The 18612-nt window shown below is 46.7% G+C and carries 20 protein-coding genes; 12 read left to right on the top strand and 8 right to left on the bottom strand.

Annotation, left to right across the window (positions count from 1 at the left end):
- Positions 1 to 46: 46 nt before the first annotated feature.
- The 4 genes from SSED_RS21550 to hemC all read right to left on the bottom strand — a co-directional run bounded on the left by SSED_RS21550 (position 47) and on the right by hemC (position 4169).
- Positions 47 to 1216, bottom strand: coding sequence for a heme biosynthesis HemY N-terminal domain-containing protein (locus SSED_RS21550; protein ID WP_012144469.1), 1170 nt, complete (start codon positions 1214 to 1216; stop codon positions 47 to 49).
- Entirely contained in the window at positions 1213 to 2364 is a 1152-nt protein-coding gene (locus SSED_RS21545) for a uroporphyrinogen-III C-methyltransferase (protein ID WP_012144468.1), read from the bottom strand. Before SSED_RS21545 ends, SSED_RS21550 begins: the two co-directional genes overlap by 4 nt.
- A 114-nt stretch (positions 2365 to 2478) precedes the next feature.
- Positions 2479 to 3213, bottom strand: a complete 735-nt coding sequence (locus tag SSED_RS21540) for a uroporphyrinogen-III synthase (protein WP_012144467.1) — start codon at positions 3211 to 3213, stop codon at positions 2479 to 2481.
- Between the two features lie 26 nt (positions 3214 to 3239).
- A complete protein-coding gene (gene hemC, locus SSED_RS21535; RefSeq protein ID WP_012144466.1) occupies positions 3240 to 4169 on the bottom strand; it encodes a hydroxymethylbilane synthase in 930 nt (309 codons plus the stop codon).
- A gap of 201 nt (positions 4170 to 4370) precedes the next feature.
- Between hemC and SSED_RS21530 the strand changes: the two genes are divergently transcribed.
- Positions 4371 to 6794, top strand: a complete 2424-nt coding sequence (locus tag SSED_RS21530) for a class I adenylate cyclase (protein WP_012144465.1) — start codon at positions 4371 to 4373, stop codon at positions 6792 to 6794.
- A gap of 338 nt (positions 6795 to 7132) precedes the next feature.
- On the opposite strand, the gene cyaY is transcribed toward SSED_RS21530, so the two are convergent.
- Positions 7133 to 7462 (bottom strand): iron donor protein CyaY, encoded by a 330-nt coding sequence (gene cyaY / locus SSED_RS21525; protein WP_012144464.1) that lies wholly within the window; start codon positions 7460 to 7462, stop codon positions 7133 to 7135.
- Between the two features lie 256 nt (positions 7463 to 7718).
- Between cyaY and lptM the strand changes: the two genes are divergently transcribed.
- The 7 genes from lptM to SSED_RS21495 all read left to right on the top strand — a co-directional run bounded on the left by lptM (position 7719) and on the right by SSED_RS21495 (position 13143).
- Complete coding sequence (lptM, locus tag SSED_RS25200) at positions 7719 to 7862, top strand: LPS translocon maturation chaperone LptM (protein WP_398355990.1); 144 nt, start codon at positions 7719 to 7721, stop codon at positions 7860 to 7862.
- Between the two features lie 4 nt (positions 7863 to 7866).
- Positions 7867 to 9111 (top strand): diaminopimelate decarboxylase, encoded by a 1245-nt coding sequence (lysA, locus tag SSED_RS21520; protein WP_012144463.1) that lies wholly within the window; start codon positions 7867 to 7869, stop codon positions 9109 to 9111.
- A gap of 86 nt (positions 9112 to 9197) precedes the next feature.
- On the top strand, positions 9198 to 10040 hold the full coding sequence (gene dapF / locus SSED_RS21515) for a diaminopimelate epimerase (protein ID WP_012144462.1): 843 nt from the start codon (positions 9198 to 9200) through the stop codon (positions 10038 to 10040).
- Positions 10037 to 10675, top strand: coding sequence for a DUF484 family protein (locus SSED_RS21510; protein WP_012144461.1), 639 nt, complete (start codon positions 10037 to 10039; stop codon positions 10673 to 10675). The genes dapF and SSED_RS21510 overlap by 4 nt, the downstream gene beginning before the upstream one ends.
- A 162-nt stretch (positions 10676 to 10837) precedes the next feature.
- A complete protein-coding gene (gene xerC / locus SSED_RS21505; protein ID WP_012144460.1) occupies positions 10838 to 11743 on the top strand; it encodes a tyrosine recombinase XerC in 906 nt (301 codons plus the stop codon).
- A complete protein-coding gene (locus SSED_RS21500; protein WP_012144459.1) occupies positions 11743 to 12465 on the top strand; it encodes an HAD-IA family hydrolase in 723 nt (240 codons plus the stop codon). The genes xerC and SSED_RS21500 overlap by 1 nt, the downstream gene beginning before the upstream one ends.
- A 99-nt stretch (positions 12466 to 12564) precedes the next feature.
- Positions 12565 to 13143 carry a HupE/UreJ family protein gene (locus tag SSED_RS21495; protein WP_012144458.1) on the top strand — a complete coding sequence of 193 codons (579 nt, stop codon included), beginning with the start codon at positions 12565 to 12567 and terminating at the stop codon, positions 13141 to 13143.
- A gap of 65 nt (positions 13144 to 13208) precedes the next feature.
- On the opposite strand, the gene ric is transcribed toward SSED_RS21495, so the two are convergent.
- Positions 13209 to 13919 (bottom strand): iron-sulfur cluster repair di-iron protein, encoded by a 711-nt coding sequence (ric, locus tag SSED_RS21490; protein WP_012144457.1) that lies wholly within the window; start codon positions 13917 to 13919, stop codon positions 13209 to 13211.
- Positions 13920 to 14030: 111 nt separating this feature from the next.
- Positions 14031 to 14600: a TetR/AcrR family transcriptional regulator gene (locus SSED_RS21485; RefSeq protein ID WP_012144456.1), complete on the bottom strand. Its 570-nt coding sequence runs from the start codon at positions 14598 to 14600 to the stop codon at positions 14031 to 14033.
- Between the two features lie 284 nt (positions 14601 to 14884).
- On the opposite strand from SSED_RS21485, the gene SSED_RS21480 reads away from it, so the two are divergent.
- From SSED_RS21480 to SSED_RS21465, 4 genes are read left to right on the top strand one after another with little or no spacing between them, the layout of a single operon-like run.
- Complete coding sequence (locus tag SSED_RS21480) at positions 14885 to 15394, top strand: cytochrome c (RefSeq protein ID WP_012144455.1); 510 nt, start codon at positions 14885 to 14887, stop codon at positions 15392 to 15394.
- A 47-nt stretch (positions 15395 to 15441) separates the two neighbouring features.
- A complete protein-coding gene (bamJ, locus tag SSED_RS21475; RefSeq protein ID WP_012144454.1) occupies positions 15442 to 16071 on the top strand; it encodes a BamJ family beta-barrel-assembly machinery protein in 630 nt (209 codons plus the stop codon).
- A gap of 51 nt (positions 16072 to 16122) precedes the next feature.
- Positions 16123 to 17592 carry a reductive dehalogenase gene (locus tag SSED_RS21470; RefSeq protein ID WP_012144453.1) on the top strand — a complete coding sequence of 490 codons (1470 nt, stop codon included), beginning with the start codon at positions 16123 to 16125 and terminating at the stop codon, positions 17590 to 17592.
- Between the two features lie 18 nt (positions 17593 to 17610).
- Positions 17611 to 17895 carry a VcrB family reductive dehalogenase putative membrane anchor gene (locus SSED_RS21465; RefSeq protein WP_041421846.1) on the top strand — a complete coding sequence of 95 codons (285 nt, stop codon included), beginning with the start codon at positions 17611 to 17613 and terminating at the stop codon, positions 17893 to 17895.
- Between the two features lie 407 nt (positions 17896 to 18302).
- Here SSED_RS21465 and fis read toward each other — a convergent pair whose 3' ends face one another.
- Positions 18303 to 18608 carry a DNA-binding transcriptional regulator Fis gene (gene fis, locus SSED_RS21460; RefSeq protein WP_005496187.1) on the bottom strand — a complete coding sequence of 102 codons (306 nt, stop codon included), beginning with the start codon at positions 18606 to 18608 and terminating at the stop codon, positions 18303 to 18305.
- Between the last annotated feature and the right edge of the window lie 4 nt (positions 18609 to 18612).

Raw genomic sequence — 18612 nt, 5'->3', positions numbered from 1 at the left:
AAAACTACCATACAGGTAGTTTTCTTATTATAAATGGGTATAGATGTTAGCTAAACGAAGCGGCATTTCTATAGCTGTTCACGGCTTTGTTGAGCTCACCTAAATGCTCCTGTGATTCTGCCAGAGCAAGCCAGCAGACTTTGTCGGGTTGAAGATTGCAGACTTTTTGCCAGTATGTGGTCGCGTGTCGATACTCTTTGTTTTGTTGATACAGCTTAGCAAGAAGGATCTGGAAATTGACCTCTTCAGCATATTTATTCTCAAGCGAGAAAATCACCTTTCTCTCTTCAACATCGGCTGGTGAAATAATCTCAGCAAGAGCAGATAACAAGTCTGGAGAAGTTGAGCTCTTTAATTGTTTCATCAATAATTTGAGAGCCTCAGGCTTACGTTGATAAAGATTTAGACCGACACAGTAGATGGCCAGATAACGCATCTCTTTTCTCTCGGCTCGGCTGAGCCAGTGCCAGGCTTTCTCTAAATCCTGCTCACTACTTTGTTGAGCGGAAACGAGCAAAGAAGTATTCGTTGAAATGATGAGCTCATTTAACTCTTCGCCTGAAAGCAGGTTTCGTTTCTTGATGATTGGGAGCAGTAGCTTCAGCGAGTGCCAGTCAGATTGAGCCTGGTATAACTCGAGTGCGAGTCTGAGCACCGGGAGTTTACTCTTACTGGTAGGGGAAAGTTTATCCAACTCTTTTCTGGCTTTGTCCAGCTCACCTTGCTGAAGCAGATAACGGGTACGTGTGGTACCGACAGCCTTAACGGCTAATCTTTCGTTTTCTGCCTGAAGCAGATACTCATCCCTGGCTTCAGTATTGTTTTGATGCTGCGCCGCTCTCGCTGCTGCTAACAGGTTCAGAGCCGGGAGTTCCCCCTTTTCCGCCCCCTTGGACATCGCTTTCTCGGCGGTTGCCCAGTCCTCTTCGGCAAGGGCTAATGCCCCAATAAGAGTATGTTTTTTTGCCGCTTTCTTACGCCATTTTTCTGGTAATAATCGGCTACTAAACAACAGGTTTAGTAAGAAGATAATTGCCCACTCCAGGATCTGTAGTAAGCCATAAAAAACAATCAGAGCGATAACAGCAAACACCACACCAGTTTCGACTTCATAATCCCACACGGTAAAATAGAGGTAGCCATTCATACCTTCAAAAAATGGGCTGATACACAGGCCTAATAAGATAATCCCGAGATAGATCATAATTCTAATCATAGGGAAGGTTCCTCCGTAACCAGTAAGTTACCGTGTATCACCAGCTGTTGAAGCAGGGCTGTAGATTGAAAGTGGTTAATTGCTGGTGTTTGTATCTCAAGGGTTTTTAGTGCCTCAAGAGCCGATAATGTCTCTTTTGTCTTGGCATCGTTGAGATCAAAATATTGGTAGATCCACTTTCTTGCGAGCGTCAGAGACTGGCGATAGTTGACCTGATCTTGTCTATATAGGGCAAGTTGAGACTGCAACAGCTTGTTACGGATATTTTCGACAAGATACCACTGTTGATCGGGAGCGAGTATCGGCGTGATATCAGTGGTTCTCTTTCGTACCACGACAAAGTCGTCCATTATGGATTTCCAGGACTTTGCCAGATTCTCTTTCCAGTCATCAATGGAAGCTGACATCTCGGGGCTTTCGAGACGATTAGCCGCATTAGCAACTTCCACTCTATTCAATGGCAGCCGATCTAATTGTTCAATCATACTGTCTAAGGTTAGAACCGTACCTGCGATATCGGTGCTCTTGATAGCAGATACCACCGAGATATCTTGAGCCAATGCTTTTCTCAGTGGTGTCAGAGAGGGATCTTTCATCGACTCGATTCGAGCGTCGGCCGATTTAAGCAGGCTCGCCGCCGTGCTTGGATCTTTTTCCAGCCAGAGTTTGCTTCCTGCCATTCTGACTAAGTATTTTGCCTCTTCGGCCATCCAGTGATTTGGATTACGCTGCGCAAGCTTTGCGACACGCTCATTAAGCTGAGTTTGGCTTTCGCTTAACCCCTGCATCTGTTGATTCATGCTGCCGGAAAACGCTTGCTGCTCTCTTTGCAGTGACGATATCTGCCTTGATGGCTCACTCAATGCCAGTTTCAGATCTGTGGCTAATGCCTGAGCCTTTTCCTGTTGCTTAATTAACTCCTGATAAAGATAGTAACCGCCACCTAGGGTGCCAAAAGCCACTACCAGTATAAAGAACAGGTTGAAGATAAATCCCCAGGAAACACCGTTTTTCTCAGTTTTAGGCTGGATATTAGCAGACTCTTCCTGAGGTTCGCTGACTGCTCGAGTCGTGTCATTAGTATCCGTTTCAGAGCTTACCTCTATGTTCGGTTCTATAACGTTCTCATCTAACTTTTTATTGTCCATTAAACAGTCCTTGAAGGCGATACAGCTACAATGATGACGATTATATACCCAAACCACCTCAAGATGCAGGATTCAGCATGTCGAGAAGTAGCTTGGGTATAAGGCTTTACAGTGCTAGATAGATAACTTTAAGGCTGATAGTACGGCCTTGCAGTTTGCAGCTTTGGCATTAGTAACGTGTTGTAATCCGTTGGCTAAGGCTTGTTCCTGAACTCGAGAGCTAGGGACTATAATATGACATGCACGCAGCCAAGCAAATAGCTCTTTTGGTACAAGTTTGATTAGATTATTAAGTATTTCGCCACTGGTGACGACAATCGTGTCTATTTCAGCGTTCTGCCACCCCTGAATAACACTGTTTTTGTCTAGCTGTGGGCAACCCCTTTGATAGGCCTCCCAATAGTTGACGATGGCCCCCCGAGAGGTTAGTGCCTCGGCCAGTGCCTCTCTTCCTCCGACGCCCCGTACGATCACAATGTTCTTATTTGAAATATGATGAAGCTGTTCGAGAGTGAGTAACCCTTCGGTCTGTTGGCATTCCTGTGGCGCTTTTTGGGAAGAGATCCCAAGGGCTAGGAGAGCCTGATAGGTTGCTTCTCCAACGGCATAAAACTGTGCAGAGTCTGGAAATTGGTTATTTAATGCTTTAGAAGCGAATTTTACCGCATTAGTGCTGATAAAAATCACAATATCAGCTTGGTTAAATTGTTCGATAGATGATTGGTGCAGCTGAATATCAGTTGCTTGAACATTCAATAATGGCGTGACGACATGAGAGACCCCTTTTTCATTCAGGGCCTCTATCATCGACTGATTACGCCCTTGTGGGCGCGTCAGAAGTACTTTCATCTTAATGCGAGCCGTACAGGCTGTGTCTATTTGATATAAACGGCATCGAGAATGGCTTTAGCGCCTTTGCTGAGCAACTCTTCAGCCAGTGCAACACCAATTGCTTGTGCATCAGTCTTAGAACCAACCTTTGTCGCTTCGATGATGTGGCTACCATCGGGATTACCGACTAAACCACGTAGCGTCAGTGTATCATCTTGGATCTCGGCATAGGCTCCGATAGGAACCTGACATCCGCCTTCCAGATGAGTGTTCATTGCGCGCTCGGCGATAACACGGTGACGTGTTTCAGTGTGCTCGAGTGGGGCAAGAAGCGCCTTTACTCTTTCGTCATTGATGCGACACTCAATACCTACTGCACCCTGGCCATTGGCCGGTAGGGATTCTTCTGCAGAGATAAAGCTGGTAATGCGCTCCTCAAGCTTCAGGCGCTTAAGGCCTGCAGCCGCAAGAATAATGGCGTCATAATTGCCCGCATCTAGTTTTCCTAAACGGGTACCTACGTTGCCGCGCAGATCTCTGATCACAAGATCGGGGCGTGACGCTCTGATCTGGCATTGACGTCGTAGGCTCGATGTACCAACGACTGCACCTTGAGGTAGTTCGCTGATATTCTTGTAGTTATTAGATACAAAAGCATCGCGTGGGTCTTCACGCTCACAAATAACTTCTAAGCCTAAACCTTCTGGAAAGTCGACTGGAACATCTTTCATCGAATGCACAGCAATATCGGCTCTGTCTTCAAGCATGGCAACCTCCAGCTCTTTAACAAATAGCCCTTTACCACCTACTTTTGCCAGTGGTGTGTCAAGGATGATGTCGCCTTTAGTACTCATAGGTAGAAGTTCTACCGTCAAACCTTCGTGGAATTTTTCCAGTTCAGCTTTCACAAATTCTGCTTGCCAAAGTGCAAGTGGGCTTTTACGTGTTGCGATTCGAATGACGTTTTGAGACATGCTCGATATTCCATCAGAGGCCTTAGTTGCAGTAATGCTAACATTGCTCAGGAACAGATGTAATATATGGCTGTTGATTCTTTGAAGTTCACCCAACTATTTCGAACTTTAAAGTGTGATCTTGATCTCATTTATTTCCTAATGCGAATAAAGCTGCTAGCATGAATATCAACTCTCTATTTCGTTCTGGAATAAAATCATTTGATCAATGAGCAGAGCCAATTTATCGAAAACGCTGAACGATTAAATCGGATCAGACTGGCTCGTGCGCTCGCGATACTCTCTCCACTAAAAAGAGACCTCTTAAGACTTATTCCACTTCTATTTCATTACCATAGAGCTGGTTACCCTGGTTATAACGGTTCCATGACGCCTTCCGGCGTCTTCAATTATGTCCCTTCTGAGAGTGAGCTTGCCGCTTGTGATACGCTCGACTTAGTCAAGCCAACTCAGCATCGAGTCAAGCAGGCTGCTATTGAAGGGGTCTACAGTATGGGGAGCATGGCCAGCTTTGGTCAGAACCCCAAGAGTGATATCGATGTGTGGCTGGTTCACGACCGTTTGCTGACTAAAGAGGAGTGCCGATTACTCGAGGATAAATCATCGCTTCTAACTGGCTGGTTTGCTCAATATGGGTTGGAAGTTAATATTTATCTGGTTCATCCGGAACAGTTCTCAAAGGCATCAATATCCGAGGATGAATCGCTTCATCCTATAGGTCAGGAGCATAGTGGGAGTGCACAACATTGGTTGTTGCTTGAGGAGTTTTATCGCAGTCAAATCTGTTTAGCGGGTAAAACCGTCGCATGGTGGCCAAATGCTCAGAGAGCCGATGAGCTGTTATATTTAGGGGACGTGAGCCACATCCCCGCGAGCGAGTACTTCGGTGCTTCTCTATGGCAACTCTACAAAGGCTTAGACAAGCCACATAAAGCACTACTCAAGGTACTGCTTCTTGAGGCGTATGCCACAGAATACCCAGATACCTTACTGGTTAGCGAGAAGGTATGGCAGCGAACCATAGATGGTGATTTCTCTGCTGCGAACGATGCTTATTATCTTCTTTATGAATCGATCGAAGCCTATCTTGAAAAACAGCAAGATTTGAGTCGATTGGAGATCGTTCGTCGTTGCTTTTACCTCAAATGCGGTATTCGATTGAGTGAGTTTGAACAGGCAAAAGATTGGCGTTATCACAAACTGAGAAGTTTAGTCGATAGCTGGAATTGGTCACAGAGCCTCATCGATACACTGGATCACTGTGACGATTGGCATTGCGGCCAGCTGCAATGGTTTAATGAGCAGCTCAATGAACTCATGCTAGGCAGTTATCAGACGCTAATTCAATTTGCTTCAACCAATAAGCTAAACGGAAGTTTCAGGCTATCAGAGTTAGGGTTACTGACCCGAAAACTTCATACCTATTTCAGCGCCGATACTCAGCAGATCATTAGCTTAAATCGTCTTTGGAGTGACTCCATTGCCGAGCCGGATTTGACGATCATCTATAGTCACAATGATAATGAGTACTGTCTGTATCGTTGCCCCCCTTATTCGAGAAATTTTATTGGCCAGAGAGCCGTTTACCGTTCCAGAAGCAAAGCAAAACTGCTCGCTTGGGCGGCATTAAATGGTGTTTCAACTCAGGTGACTACCTGGTATGAGTTTGCAAATGGTAGCGGGAAATCAGAATATTTAACGACGGCAGCTAAGAGATTAATCTCTTTCTTCGATCTCAAAGAAAGACGCGTATCTAAGATGGATCTGTGTCAGCCGTGGCGATACAAAAAACTGATCCTGCTGCTTAACTTCAATAGCGACCCGACTGCTCAATGGCAAGGGCAGGAGATCATGGTCGATTATATGAATGCCAATATCTTCTCCCTGGGACGTCGTCAGCAAAACATGCTGGCATCGATCGACATCATCAGTTTGAACTCATGGGGTGAATGGCATTGCCACCATTACGAGGGAGAAGTGGGTATATTAAATGCGTTGGCGTTTATCATACCGGGTATAAGACTGGCTGCCGAAGATATATCCATAGAGGTCATCAGCTGTTCGGCTAAGCTTAAATCTCAGTTCGAGCGCACCGTGACAGGGCTGGTTCAACGAGCGGTTCGTTTAAGCTTGCAAGTATCGAGTTCATCGACATTGGTCTATCCGTTGAAAGTCGGAAAGGTACAGTACGGGATCTTTTTTAACAGTAAAGGGATGGTTTTTCAGGACCTTAAAGATGCCAAGGCTTTCTATCAACAGCTCACCATGAAGAAGGTGATAGAGTTACCCAGACCCGATCTTGGTAACGAACCTTTTACAAAAATCCCAGATGTGATTCAGGACTTTGCCGCCCATGGTGCGATTCAATATTTTCTTCGTCAAAGCAAACATGGCTTAGATGTGTTTGTACTTAATGAAAAAAATGAGTTGAATCATTACGTTCAACAGGGCGCTAATGTCGATGAACTGGTGAGCCAGGTCAGCCATCACCATGCTTTTGAGGAGCCGGACACCTCCACACAGCGTTTTAACCTGCCACAGTTTTTCAGATTGATACGGATCGATGGTCGCCTAAGGGCGATCCCCTTCGGTGTGTCGGTGGATGAAGCTGAGATGGACTTCTAGCTGAAATGGACAGCTAATACCAATCTCACTAAATAGGTGATCAGTTCAGAGCCTCTCAGGCCTTTCAATTCAAGGCGCATTGATGAAGAAATGGTTATTCCCTTTTAAGTCAATGCAACACAGAAGTGGAATGCCTGAGAGGCTCACATAGTGCGGGTTTCAAAACTCTTTATGCTGCGTTAGATGCTTTCGATATAGAATAACTATTAGCTTCAAGCATCCGCCTTACCTACAGCGTTTTGAACTCCCGCTGAAAGATTACATAATTAGTAGGATTGGTATAAGAGAGGCCAGATGACTTAATGGCCTCATTTATTCAGGTTTAACATTTAAGGGGATTATAGCGAAAGCTGGATGTCACCTTGACGCTGAATAGAGTCGATAACGAACGGCATAAACTCACCGCCATTTCTTTCATCGATCCACCGACCTTCCACGAAAGAGAAATGGTAGCCACCGAACTTGGTTGCAACCCAGATCTGATGCAAGGGTTCCTGTTTATTTATCACAATTTTCGATGTATCCGGAAACTCTAACTGCAGCACATTTCCAGAGGCATCAATGTCGATATCGGCATCCTGTTCATCGATGGCTTGCTCGATGGCGTTATCTATGGCTTGAAACATTTCATCGGCCAGTTGATGAAATTCAGAGTCTGTCATTGCCATTGGGTCTTAATCCTTGGTTGAAGTGATAATGTAGTTTTCCTCATTGATAGTACCAATCACAACCCATCACTCCAATCAAATTTTGTAAAAGCCTCACATCTTGGCTTTGAATTGGAATGAAACAACAGGAATAGCATGTATTAGTCCTTTATCTGCTTGACGTAGAAAGTCTAACTCTGCAACATCACTAAAGATGTAAGCATTGCTATTAAACCGATTGCGATTAAACAACCTGGACAGAAAGATGTTGAGAAAAATGAGAGTGTGTTCATTGATATTGCTTGGTAGCCTTTTTATCGTCGCGTGCGGTCAAAAGGGACCCTTGTATAAATCGCCGGACAAACAAGATAATCAGGAACAAACAAAAGAACAGCCAAAGAAAGAAAGCAATAAGGAATAGACTCTTGGATCATTTTCTCTATAAAAATAATGAGCTACAGGCCGAAGATTGCCAGGTTGCCCAGCTAGCTCAAACCTACGGAACACCTTTATACATCTATTCTCGTGCGACATTAGAGCGTCATTGGCATGCTTTTGACCGTGCGGTCGCGAATCATCCGCATCTCATCTGTTATGCGGTGAAAGCCAATTCAAATATTGCTGTACTCAATGTGCTTGCACGTTTGGGCAGTGGCTTCGATATTGTCTCGGGTGGCGAACTCTCCCGGGTGATCGAGGCTGGGGGCTCACCCGATAAGGTGGTTTTCTCTGGTGTCGGTAAAACGGTTGCCGAGATGGAGATGGCATTAAACCTGGGAATTCACTGTTTCAATGTTGAATCGGCCGCAGAACTCGAACAACTCAACCTTGTTGCGGTGCAGCTGGGGAAAGTCGCACCGGTATCTTTGCGAGTGAACCCCGATGTCGATGCAGGCACTCACCCCTATATCTCTACCGGGCTTAAAGAGAATAAGTTTGGTATCGCCATGGATGAAGCCGAAGCTATCTTCGCTCGAGCGAACAGTTTGCCTGGATTGGAAGTTAAGGGGGTCGATTGTCATATCGGCTCACAATTGACAGAGATACAGCCGTTTCTCGATGCCATGGATCGCATGCTTGCCTTAATCGATAGATTGGCCGAGCAGGGGATTAACATTGAGCATTTCGATGTCGGTGGCGGCTTAGGCGTGACCTATGATGATGAAACGCCTCCTCAGCCGGATGTTTACGCTGCCGCCTTGCTTGAGCGTTTGGGCGGGAGAGATCTAAAACTTATTTTTGAGCCTGGTCGTGCGATCGCGGCCAATGCCGGTATTTTTGTTACTCAGGTTCTCTACCTTAAAGGTAACAGTGATAAACACTTTGCCCTGGTCGATGGTGCTATGAACGATCTCATTCGTCCTTCACTTTACAGCGCTTGGCAAAACATAATTCCGGTGAAGCCTCGAGAAGGTGAAACACGTAATTACGATATCGTGGGCCCGGTATGTGAAACGGGGGATTTCTTAGGTAAAGACAGAGAATTAAATCTCGATGCCGGCGATTTTCTTGCGGTTAGATCATCGGGTGCTTATGGTTTTACTATGTCGTCGAATTATAATTCCCGTCCCAGAGCGGCCGAAATCATGGTCGATGGCAGTCGGGCACATCTTATTCGTGAACGAGAAAAATTGTCACAGCTATGGCAAGGTGAGCAACTACTGCCGTAAACTGTCTATATATACCCAAACGACCTAACAGTTTTGTTTTTGTTCTGCTTCAAGCTGTAGAACACAGATTTTAAAGGATATCTATCTTGATCCATTTTACTAAGATGCACGGCTTAGGTAATGATTTTATGGTGGTCGATGGAGTAACACAGAATGTGTTCTTCTCACCTGAGCAGATCAAGCGCCTTGCCGATCGAAATTTTGGTATCGGTTTCGATCAGTTGCTACTGGTAGAACCCCCTTATGATCCGGATCTGGATTTTCACTATCGCATATTTAATGCCGATGGTGGCGAGGTCGAACAGTGTGGCAATGGTGCCCGTTGTTTTGCCCGTTTCGTTCGTAATAAGGGGCTGACTAATAAACAGAAAATCAGAGTCAGCACTTCAAATGGCAAGATCACACTAAGGCTCGAAAGAGACGGTAATGTGACGGTTAATATGGGCATTCCGGTGCTTGAACCAGGGAGAATTCCATTCAATGCTAAGAAAATGGAAAAGACATACCTGCTTCAGGCGACGAATCCTGATTCAACTATGCAGACCTTCCTGTTTGGTGCCGTTTCCATGGGCAACCCTCACTGTGTATTGGATGTAGAAGACATTGAGGCTGCAGATGTTGAAGGTATTGGCGCGCTGCTTACCCGCCATGAACGTTTTCCTAAAGGGGTCAATGTGGGTTTTATGCAGATCATCAACTCAGGACATATCAAGTTGAGAGTTTATGAACGAGGAGCTGCAGAGACCTTAGCTTGCGGAACGGGTGCCTGCGCCGCTGCAGTTGTGGGGCAGCTACAAGGAAAATTAGACAATTGTGTGCGTGTCGATCTTCCTGGCGGTACCCTGACGATTAACTGGGAAGGGGAAGGTAAGCCGCTGTGGATGACCGGGCCCGCCGAACACGTATATGATGGACAGATACAACAATGAGTGATGCATCTAAAGTGAAAAAAGAAGTCCCCTTCGACGAAATACTAATACGTGAATATCTGTTGGATAATCCCGATTTTTTCAGTCGATATCCAGAATTGCTATTAGCCATGCGAATTCCCCACGCCGAGCGCGGAGCCGTATCTCTGGTTGAACGAAAGCAGGAGATGCTGAGAAGTCGGGTGCAGCAGCTTGAGGAGGAGATCACCTCCTTGATGGGAATGGCGACCCGTAATGAAATGATCTATATGTTCAATACGGCACTGTCGCTTAAATTACTGGAATGTGAAGATCTCGGAGAATTAAGGCAAGCCTTATCCGAGGGGCTAAAGTCTCAGTTCCATTTTAGTCACGTCAGACTTATTACTGTACATGATCTCGATAGTGAACTGTCGCGGATCTGGAGCAAACGCTTGAGCCAGGGGCATTACTTCGGGCGCCTGACCATCGAAGAGTCTAAACGTCTGTTCGGTAGCGACGTGGGATCTGTGGCATTATCCAGATTGTCTGAGCAGTGTGGGCAGGTGATTTTTGCTATCGCGAGTCAGGATGCGATGCACTTTCATCCCGAGATGGATAATCTACTGTTGGATCAGCTTAAGCAGCTTTTAGATCACTTATTGCCAAAATTATAAGCTCCATCCGCTAGACTGATGGTAGCTTAGCACTTAGCGTGCTCGCCCTTATCTGGCAAACGCGCGTAAGATGCTTAACCCATTAGGCGTCATTGCTCGATGCCTTGCACTAAACTCATTGAGATTGAGCAAAATTCAAACTAGAAAGATAAACAGGCCCTAATGGACGTCGAATGGTTTCAGAAATTTGAGAGTTACCTCAGTGCAGAGCGTCAACTATCTAAACATACGGTACGTAACTATCTGTATGAGTTAGAGCGGGTCAGTAAGCGACTGGATGAAACCACCTCATGGCTTGATGTTACCCGAGAGCAACTTCAAGGAGCATTGAGCCAGATTCACCGGCAAGGGCTCAGCCCTCGTTCCATATCACTCACACTGTCTGCGATAAAACAGTTCTGTGACTTCCTGCTTGCAGAGGGAGCTATCCAGGCTAACCCGGCAATGAGTCTGAGTGCCCCAAAGCAAAATAAACCTCTGCCCAAAAATATGGATCTTGATTCGGTCACTCATCTTCTGGAGATAGATGGCGATGATCCATTGAGTGTGCGTGATAAAGCCATTATGGAGCTATTTTACTCCTCAGGATTGCGTCTGGCGGAACTCGCTGCCTTGGATGTAAAGGATATCGACTTTGGTGAGAGGCAGGTAAAGGTGATGGGGAAGGGGAGCAAGGAGCGAATCGTGCCTATCGGTAATATGGCGATGAATGCTATCGAATGCTGGTTAACCTGCAGAAAGGGGATAGTCTGTGAAGATGGTGCCCTGTTTGTTACCGGTAAGGGTAAGCGTTTAGCACATCGAAGTATTCAGGCCAGATTGGCAAAGTGGGGGCAGGAGCAGGCGCTGAATATGCGCGTTCATCCCCATAAGCTCAGACACTCTTTTGCAACCCATATGCTAGAATCCAGCGCCGATCTCAGGGCTGTTCAGGAGTTACTCGGACATGCCAATTTATCGACGACACAGATATACACCAGCTTAGACTTCCAGCATTTAGCGAAAGTCTATGATGGCGCACATCCGAGAGCTAAAGCTAAATCGACAGCGAAAGCAGGAAAAAACTGATGGTCCACTCTTACATAAGGACACGAGATTTTCGTGCAATTAGCTTCGACCTCGACGATACCTTATACGATAACCGTCCTGTCCTAAAACGGGCTGAGGCATCATTAATGGCGTTTCTCTATCGGGAGTACGGTAAGACTTGTCGATGGGAAAGGACCGACTGGATAGCGTTAAAAACCTCCTTGCTGCATAAATACCCTGAACTGATTCACGATACTACGGCCGCAAGATTCGTGATGTTGGAACAGGGGTTGCTCATATTAGGTTATTCGAGAGCGGATGCTGAAACCGGTGCGCAGCGAGGGCTCGACCACTTTCTGAAAGATAGATCTGACTTTACCGTCTCCACTTCGATTATCACAATGCTTGAGGAGCTGGGCAGCAGGTACCCCCTGATAGGGTTGACCAATGGCAATGTCGATGCAGCCAAGATAGGTTTGGATTCCGTTTTTCAGTTTGTACTCCACCCCGGAGACGGAACAAGAAAGAAGCCTTACCCGGATATGTTCTACACCGCATGTCGAAGACTGAATATTGCTCATCAGACCTTACTGCATGTTGGTGATAGCTATCTTAACGATATTCAAGGGGCGAGAATGGCCGGGTGTCAATCGGTATGGCTTAACCCTGCATATGACAGAACTCGGGTCGACAAAGGCGCAGGCATGTTACCCCATATAGAGATCGACGATATATCTGAGTTGTCAGTACTTCTTTCCTAAGTTTTCAATCGCTTGATATGCATCAAGTGGTGTTTGCTTGATGCAGTGTATCTTGCTGCGTACCTTCATAGTGAGTTAATCAAGGATAGGATTGTTGTCATGATGCGTTTAGCTGTTTTAGTGTTTGTCATCCTCTTTTCGTCATTGCCGGTACAGGCCCATGAGCTCCACTCCTCAGGTGGTTTTATCACCGGATTTAACCATCCCGTTCTGGGTTTCGATCACCTGTTAGCCATGCTGTGCGTGGGAATCTTAAGTACCCAGCTCGGTGGCAAGGCTATCTGGACCGTCCCCACCGCATTCGTCATATTTATGCTTGTTGGCGGTATTCTTGGATTGCTTTCAATTCCGGTTCCGTTTGTAGAGATGGGTATTGCGGTTTCGGTCCTGTTGTTAGGAGTAGCCTTAGCCATCGATAAGCGATTACCTCAACTACTTGTGATGGCATTTGTTGGTGTATTTGCCATATTTCATGGTCATGCCCATGGTGTCGAGATGCCACAGTTAGCTAATCCGATTCTCTATGCATTGGGGTTTATCAGCGGCACTGCGACGATACATATTGTCGGGGTATTGTTAGGTATGGGGATGCAGCATGTGAGCAAGCAGTATAACTTGATGCGGATGTCTGGAGGCGTAATCGCGCTAATTGGTGGTTATCTGCTGATAGGTAGTTAATCTTAGACGGAAATATAAACAGGCCGGCAATAGCCGGCCTTTTTGTACCCGGTCGTCCACCTTGTTTAGAGGGCTAATGCCTTAGGGAAGAGGATATTATTTTCGAGGTGAATGTGCTGCATTAAGTCAGCCTCGAACTCGGCCAGCGTCGCGTAACAAACACGCCATGTGGTGCATGCATGCTCCGGTGGCTGGAAATGATTGGTCAGCTCATGAAGTTTCTCGAACATATGACCCGCATCGTCATGTTCATGCTGCATCGCATTGATGGGGTTGCCGATATGGCCGAAGCACCCCTCGACGGTTTCGCCGGCAGCCATGGCTCTGATGGCCGGAAACAGGATTTTCTCCTCTTTCATCAGGTGCGGAGTCAGATCGTCGATTAATGCGCGTACCCAGCCCGCAAAAGGTTTAATTTCTGCGTGACGTTCACCATGTGCTCGTACCATCTTCTGGCTGTATTCCATTAACAGAGGCGCCTTCTCTCTGACATAGGCGTGATGATTGGCTTCTATGTAGTCAATGAGTTCACCGAGCGGCAATTGATTAAGCGCATCATCTTTTTGGCCTTCAGAGTTAATCTTACTGAGTGCCGTTTCGACTTCAGATAGTGCGATACCGGCCTTGTCGCAGGCAGCGGCTAATGTTCGCCCCCCACCACAGCAAAAATCGATACCAAATTGACTAAATACATGGGCATAGCGAAAGTCATCGGCCACAAGCTGACCGACACGCTGTTCAGATAAGGAGACCTCAGTTTGCTCTGTAACACTCATAAACACCTCAAAGCTGCAAATTATTTATATCTTTAAGGTGCATATTATTGACCTCTTTAAGCGCTGGCAAGTAAAACTTGACTAAATTGCTCAGGAATTCACATTTTCGCTTTAATCTGCTTCAGCTGGCGCTTGAAGCAGCATAGGGATAAGTCTGTTTACCGTTGTCTTAAATGATAGGGGGTCGTTGTTCATCACCTTGCCCCAGTTCAGGTAACAGTTAAAGAGTTCTGCACGGGTCTTCTGCTCCTGCTCATCGAAAGCGGCGTCGGCAAAGGCCCGTTGAATCACGGCCATTCGGCGTGAGTGAATATTGTCGAACACCGCCATGGCTGCCTCGTCGTGGCTGGCCCAGCCGCGGATGGCTAACTCATATTTGGCTAGATCTTGTCCGACTACAGTATCGGCGATGGCTTGCAGTCGCTGTTTAGGCGGAAGTTGTGGCAGATCCGGGTTGTCCGTTAACACAGCGTTAAATTCAGATACCCAGTACTCCAGCATATGATCGAGTAGATCTTGTCTGTCTTTAAAGTGCCAGTAGAAGCTGGTCTTGGCGACACCGACAGTGCGAGACAAATTACCTATGCTTAGCTTATCAACACCTTGGTTTGATAGCATTTTTAACCCAGCCTCCAACCATTGATTCTTGGAAAAACGTTGGCGCGTTACTTTACCGGTCATTGACATACCCATACAAAAGTTGTGGTTGTTGCTCTAAATCAAAAATTGTCTATTTTCAGACCATGTGTCACATTTTTACAACCTCGTTATGTACCGGCTGGTACATCGAGAGGTATTATCGCCACTAACGTATGTACTGGTCGGTACTTATATCGTTGGGTAAGCGATTTTGGGTCATTATCCCAAATTAGCGACAGAAGGTTAACCCGTTTCGGTTTTTCATTCAGTGCTATATGACCCATGCGCTTTGCCTGTGGCAGTGTGTCGATAGGAAACCTAAAAAAATGCAGAAGACAGTTCTCTCAATAACTTTGCTTGCAAGCCTATTTGGTGTTGTAGCAGAAGCTAATTCAATGCCCGATCCCTACGCCGAACCTGCGGCGGCAATTCAAGCGCGCCAAGGTGTTCACCGCCTCATGGGGGCTAGCCTGATGGATGCTGGCGCCATCGCCACCGGTAAGAAACCGTGGAATGGTTTTACCATGCTTAACCGTGTGGATTCGTTGGCAGGTTTATCCATCATATATAACGATTTTTTCTTTGTGCCTGACTCCTTCACTGAAAGTAAGGCCAGTGATGACTTGCTGGAACGTAAGGAGGAGTTTCAGAGCCGATCTAAGGCGCTTAAAAATGCCACCCTTGGTCTGCGTTTAGCGGTTCGAAACCATGATGGTAATTCCAGTATGAAAGCCGTAGTGACTACTATTCAGGCCTGCAATGCCTGTCATCAGAGCTTTATGAAGCCTGCAACAAGGTTGATTTTACCCCTGCCCGATGCACCTGCCGGACATTAGAAACTGCAGCTTGCATACATTTACATTATTTAAGGAGTCGAATCATCATGACAGACACTAAACCAGTATCGCTTGCGAATGATGAGCAGAAAGTCAGTTATGGGTTGGGGTGGCAGTTTGGCCGCCACCTACAAACTCATAACTTTGACGGATTGGAGATGGAAACCGTTTTTGCCGGAATGTTGGATTGCTTCCATGACAGAGCGGCTCCCATCACAGATCAGCAAGTGGAATCGGCATTTAAAAATATCGCCGCTCTGGCAGCGGCCATTCGTCAACGCGAAGCTGATGAAACAGCGGGCCGAAGTCAGGCGTTTATGTCTGAAAACGCCCTTAAGCCAGGTGTCGTTATCACAGACTCCGGGCTGCAATACAAGGTCATAGAGATGGGTGAGGGGCGAACTGCCGGTCAGGTCGATAATGTCATCGTTCATTACCATGGCATGTTGATCAACGGTGAAGTGTTCGACAGCTCCGTCGAGAGAGGGGAGCCGGTAGAGTTTCCGGTGCAGAGCGTGATCCCCGGTTGGACTGAGGTGTTACAGATGATGCCGTCCGGTTCTAAGTGGCGAGTATATGTCCCGTCAGAGCTGGCCTATGGCCAAGTGGGTAAGGCTCCGAAGATCCCCGGGAATGCCGCCTTGATTTTTGACCTTGAACTGATTGAAGTCGTTTGACCCTGTTCACAGAGACTTTGTCTCCTTGTTACATGAAGAGAATTAAGCATTATGACAAACCAAATTGAAAACCGGAGCTCACAAGAGCTACAAGATGATCTGCCGAACATGTCGCGACGTAGTTTCTTTAAGAAAACCGTTATAGGTGGCGGTGCGGCTATGTTGACCGGGGGCGTGGCATTAGGGGCGTCGAAAGCGGCGCTGGAAGGGTCGACGAATACGCCGGGTATCGAAGTCGATGAACTGAACTTTAAGCCCTTCGACCAACGTGATCTGGTATTGACTCATGCGGTTAGCCCAAAACTATCGAAGATAGATCACCCCGAACGTTCGGTTCAGTATTCACGCTTGTGGAAGAAAGACTTTAATTTTAATGATGTGGTTCAGACATTCGAGAACCGCGACCATTTCGATAATAGTAAGTCAGGATATGGTCAGGCCGACAGGGCTATCGGCCATGCCGCCTGGTATCCTCTGGTTGTCGCAAAATCCCGTGCATCCGCCTTCGGTCAGCCGAATACCCCTCTGCATAGCTGGGATCAAACCGACGTAGAGGCAGAGCAATATGATTGGGGGAGCGGAAAACGTGCCGCAGATATGATCCGTTCGACCGGACGCCTGTTTGGCGCGGTCCGTGTCGGTATCGCTAAATTCGACAAGCGTTTCGTTTACGATCCTCTTTATGACATGGAAGATGAGAGAACCCTATCCTGGGAGAAAGATTTCCCCTTCAAGCCCAAGTCGGTGATCGTCATTGCCACCCCTATGGATTATGACAACGTAGCGACGGCTCCATCCTGGACCTCAGAAGGGGCCACGGGTAATGGCTATAGCGACATGGGTAAGATGGCTTGCCAGATGGCGAAATTTATTCGTGGCTGTGGCTACCACGCCGTGGGTGCGGGTAACGATCTGGCTAACTCGGTCGCTTATGCCATTCTGGCGGGTATGGGAGAAGGAGGTCGTCTCGGATCCTGTATCATGCCTGGCGTCGGACCCAGGGTGAGACTGTGTAAGGTATTCACCGATATCGATTTTGAAGATGCTTACGATCAGCCACGTACCTGGGGTGTGCGTGAGTTCTGCAAGACCTGTAAGAAGTGTGCCGACTCTTGCCCGTCTGGTGCCATCAGTCAGGACGATGAGCCAACCTTTCAGCCTACCTATGAGTTCAGTGATGAACCGGGTTATACCTGGAATAGCCACGCGGGCGTCAGTAAGTGGCATTCAGATTCCAAACGCTGCTTCAACTTCTGGGTCGATAACGATACCTCCTGCCTGAACTGTATCGCCAGCTGTACCTTTAATGAACCCGACTTCTGGCATCACTGGATGATGATGGCCGTCAATCCTATGATGCCAAAATTCCTGCATGCCTTTATGGCCGAAGCCCATCCGGCGTTTGGGTATGGCGGACAGGGAGCCGAGCCTATTCCAGGTAAGGTTGAGAAGTTCTGGGAGTCTGGTGCCGACATGCGTACCAACACTTCAATGAAAAATAATATCGGCACAGCCGGTTAACATATAGGAGAAAGAGTGATGGAAGCTTTACAATGGTTCTGTCTGGGCATTATCAGTATGTTGACAATCAACGTCATGGTGTATGCCCATATGGTGGTAAAACTTAAATGGTATGCGATACCTCTGTTGTTGATCGGAATCCTGGATATCTTGTTTGGCATCGCCTGGTGTGGCTCTTCATTTATTGAAGGTTATGCTCAATCCGGTGCGCTGGGATTATCTGTGTTTGCCGGATCCGGCCTACTCATGGTGATTGTTACCTGGCGTCATCTGGTAGCGCCTGGCTTCAAGCCTGCTCAATAATTTATACCGATAGGTATTCACTCTCATATGAAAGCCCCTGCTCAGGGGCTAAATTCTCTCTTGGTTATCGGCTCTGTAGAGTCTTCTTATGAGAAGTCTTCTTATGGAGAGTTATTGGGGGACGTCATGCTCTGAATTGAGCGTGCATCTTCGAAGGCCGACAGATGAAAACAGATCCCTTTAGCTTGATCTATGGTTTGTGTCTATTGCTGAGTTGCAGCTTGGCTCTTATGATTATTATCGGGCTACTCCTGCTGTTAATTACCGGATAATAGGCATAACTTTATCATCACATCTTGATGGAAGCGCAAGAGCCTGTCTCAAAGCCAAACACCACTTCATAAAAATCAGGCATAAAAAAACCAGCATAGCGCTGGTTTTTTTATTTAAAGCAAGAGATGAACGATTTAGTTCATGCCGTACTTTTTCAATTTCTTACGCAGAGTACCACGGTTGATACCTAGCATGTTCGCTGCACGAGTCTGGTTGCCGCGGGTATGCTGCATGATGATATCTAGCAGAGGTGCTTCAACTTCGCTTAACACCATTTCATATACTTCTTCAGCTTCTTGCCCGTCCATCTGAGCGAAAAAGTTTGTTACTGCGCGCTTTACAGCGTCACGTAATAACTGAGGCTTGATAGTACCGTTAGCTGTTTCAATTTTGCCAACTGTAAGCTGATGAGTTTCTGTGTTAGTAGTCTGATCAAACATTCGT

This window comes from Shewanella sediminis HAW-EB3, assembly GCF_000018025.1.
GTDB classification, from domain to species: domain Bacteria; phylum Pseudomonadota; class Gammaproteobacteria; order Enterobacterales; family Shewanellaceae; genus Shewanella; species Shewanella sediminis.
Note: the sequence above shows the minus strand (reverse complement) of the source record. Positions and strands in the feature narration are given on the sequence as shown.

Bases quoted from the DNA above. Each gene is read 5' to 3' on its own strand.
- SSED_RS21550 (WP_012144469.1), bottom strand. From the start codon at position 1,216: ATGATTAGAATTATGATCTATCTCGGGATTATCTTATTAGGCCTGTGT.
- SSED_RS21545 (WP_012144468.1), bottom strand. From the start codon at position 2,364: ATGGACAATAAAAAGTTAGATGAGAACGTTATAGAACCGAACATAGAG.
- SSED_RS21540 (WP_012144467.1), bottom strand. From the start codon at position 3,213: ATGAAAGTACTTCTGACGCGCCCACAAGGGCGTAATCAGTCGATGATA.
- hemC (WP_012144466.1), bottom strand. From the start codon at position 4,169: ATGTCTCAAAACGTCATTCGAATCGCAACACGTAAAAGCCCACTTGCA.
- cyaY (WP_012144464.1), bottom strand. From the start codon at position 7,462: ATGGCAATGACAGACTCTGAATTTCATCAACTGGCCGATGAAATGTTT.
- lptM (WP_398355990.1), top strand. From the start codon at position 7,719: ATGAGAGTGTGTTCATTGATATTGCTTGGTAGCCTTTTTATCGTCGCG.
- SSED_RS21510 (WP_012144461.1), top strand. From the start codon at position 10,037: ATGAGTGATGCATCTAAAGTGAAAAAAGAAGTCCCCTTCGACGAAATA.
- xerC (WP_012144460.1), top strand. From the start codon at position 10,838: ATGGACGTCGAATGGTTTCAGAAATTTGAGAGTTACCTCAGTGCAGAG.
- SSED_RS21500 (WP_012144459.1), top strand. From the start codon at position 11,743: ATGGTCCACTCTTACATAAGGACACGAGATTTTCGTGCAATTAGCTTC.
- SSED_RS21495 (WP_012144458.1), top strand. From the start codon at position 12,565: ATGATGCGTTTAGCTGTTTTAGTGTTTGTCATCCTCTTTTCGTCATTG.
- ric (WP_012144457.1), bottom strand. From the start codon at position 13,919: ATGAGTGTTACAGAGCAAACTGAGGTCTCCTTATCTGAACAGCGTGTC.
- SSED_RS21485 (WP_012144456.1), bottom strand. From the start codon at position 14,600: ATGACCGGTAAAGTAACGCGCCAACGTTTTTCCAAGAATCAATGGTTG.
- SSED_RS21480 (WP_012144455.1), top strand. From the start codon at position 14,885: ATGCAGAAGACAGTTCTCTCAATAACTTTGCTTGCAAGCCTATTTGGT.
- bamJ (WP_012144454.1), top strand. From the start codon at position 15,442: ATGACAGACACTAAACCAGTATCGCTTGCGAATGATGAGCAGAAAGTC.
- SSED_RS21470 (WP_012144453.1), top strand. From the start codon at position 16,123: ATGACAAACCAAATTGAAAACCGGAGCTCACAAGAGCTACAAGATGAT.
- SSED_RS21465 (WP_041421846.1), top strand. From the start codon at position 17,611: ATGGAAGCTTTACAATGGTTCTGTCTGGGCATTATCAGTATGTTGACA.
- fis (WP_005496187.1), bottom strand. From the start codon at position 18,608: ATGTTTGATCAGACTACTAACACAGAAACTCATCAGCTTACAGTTGGC.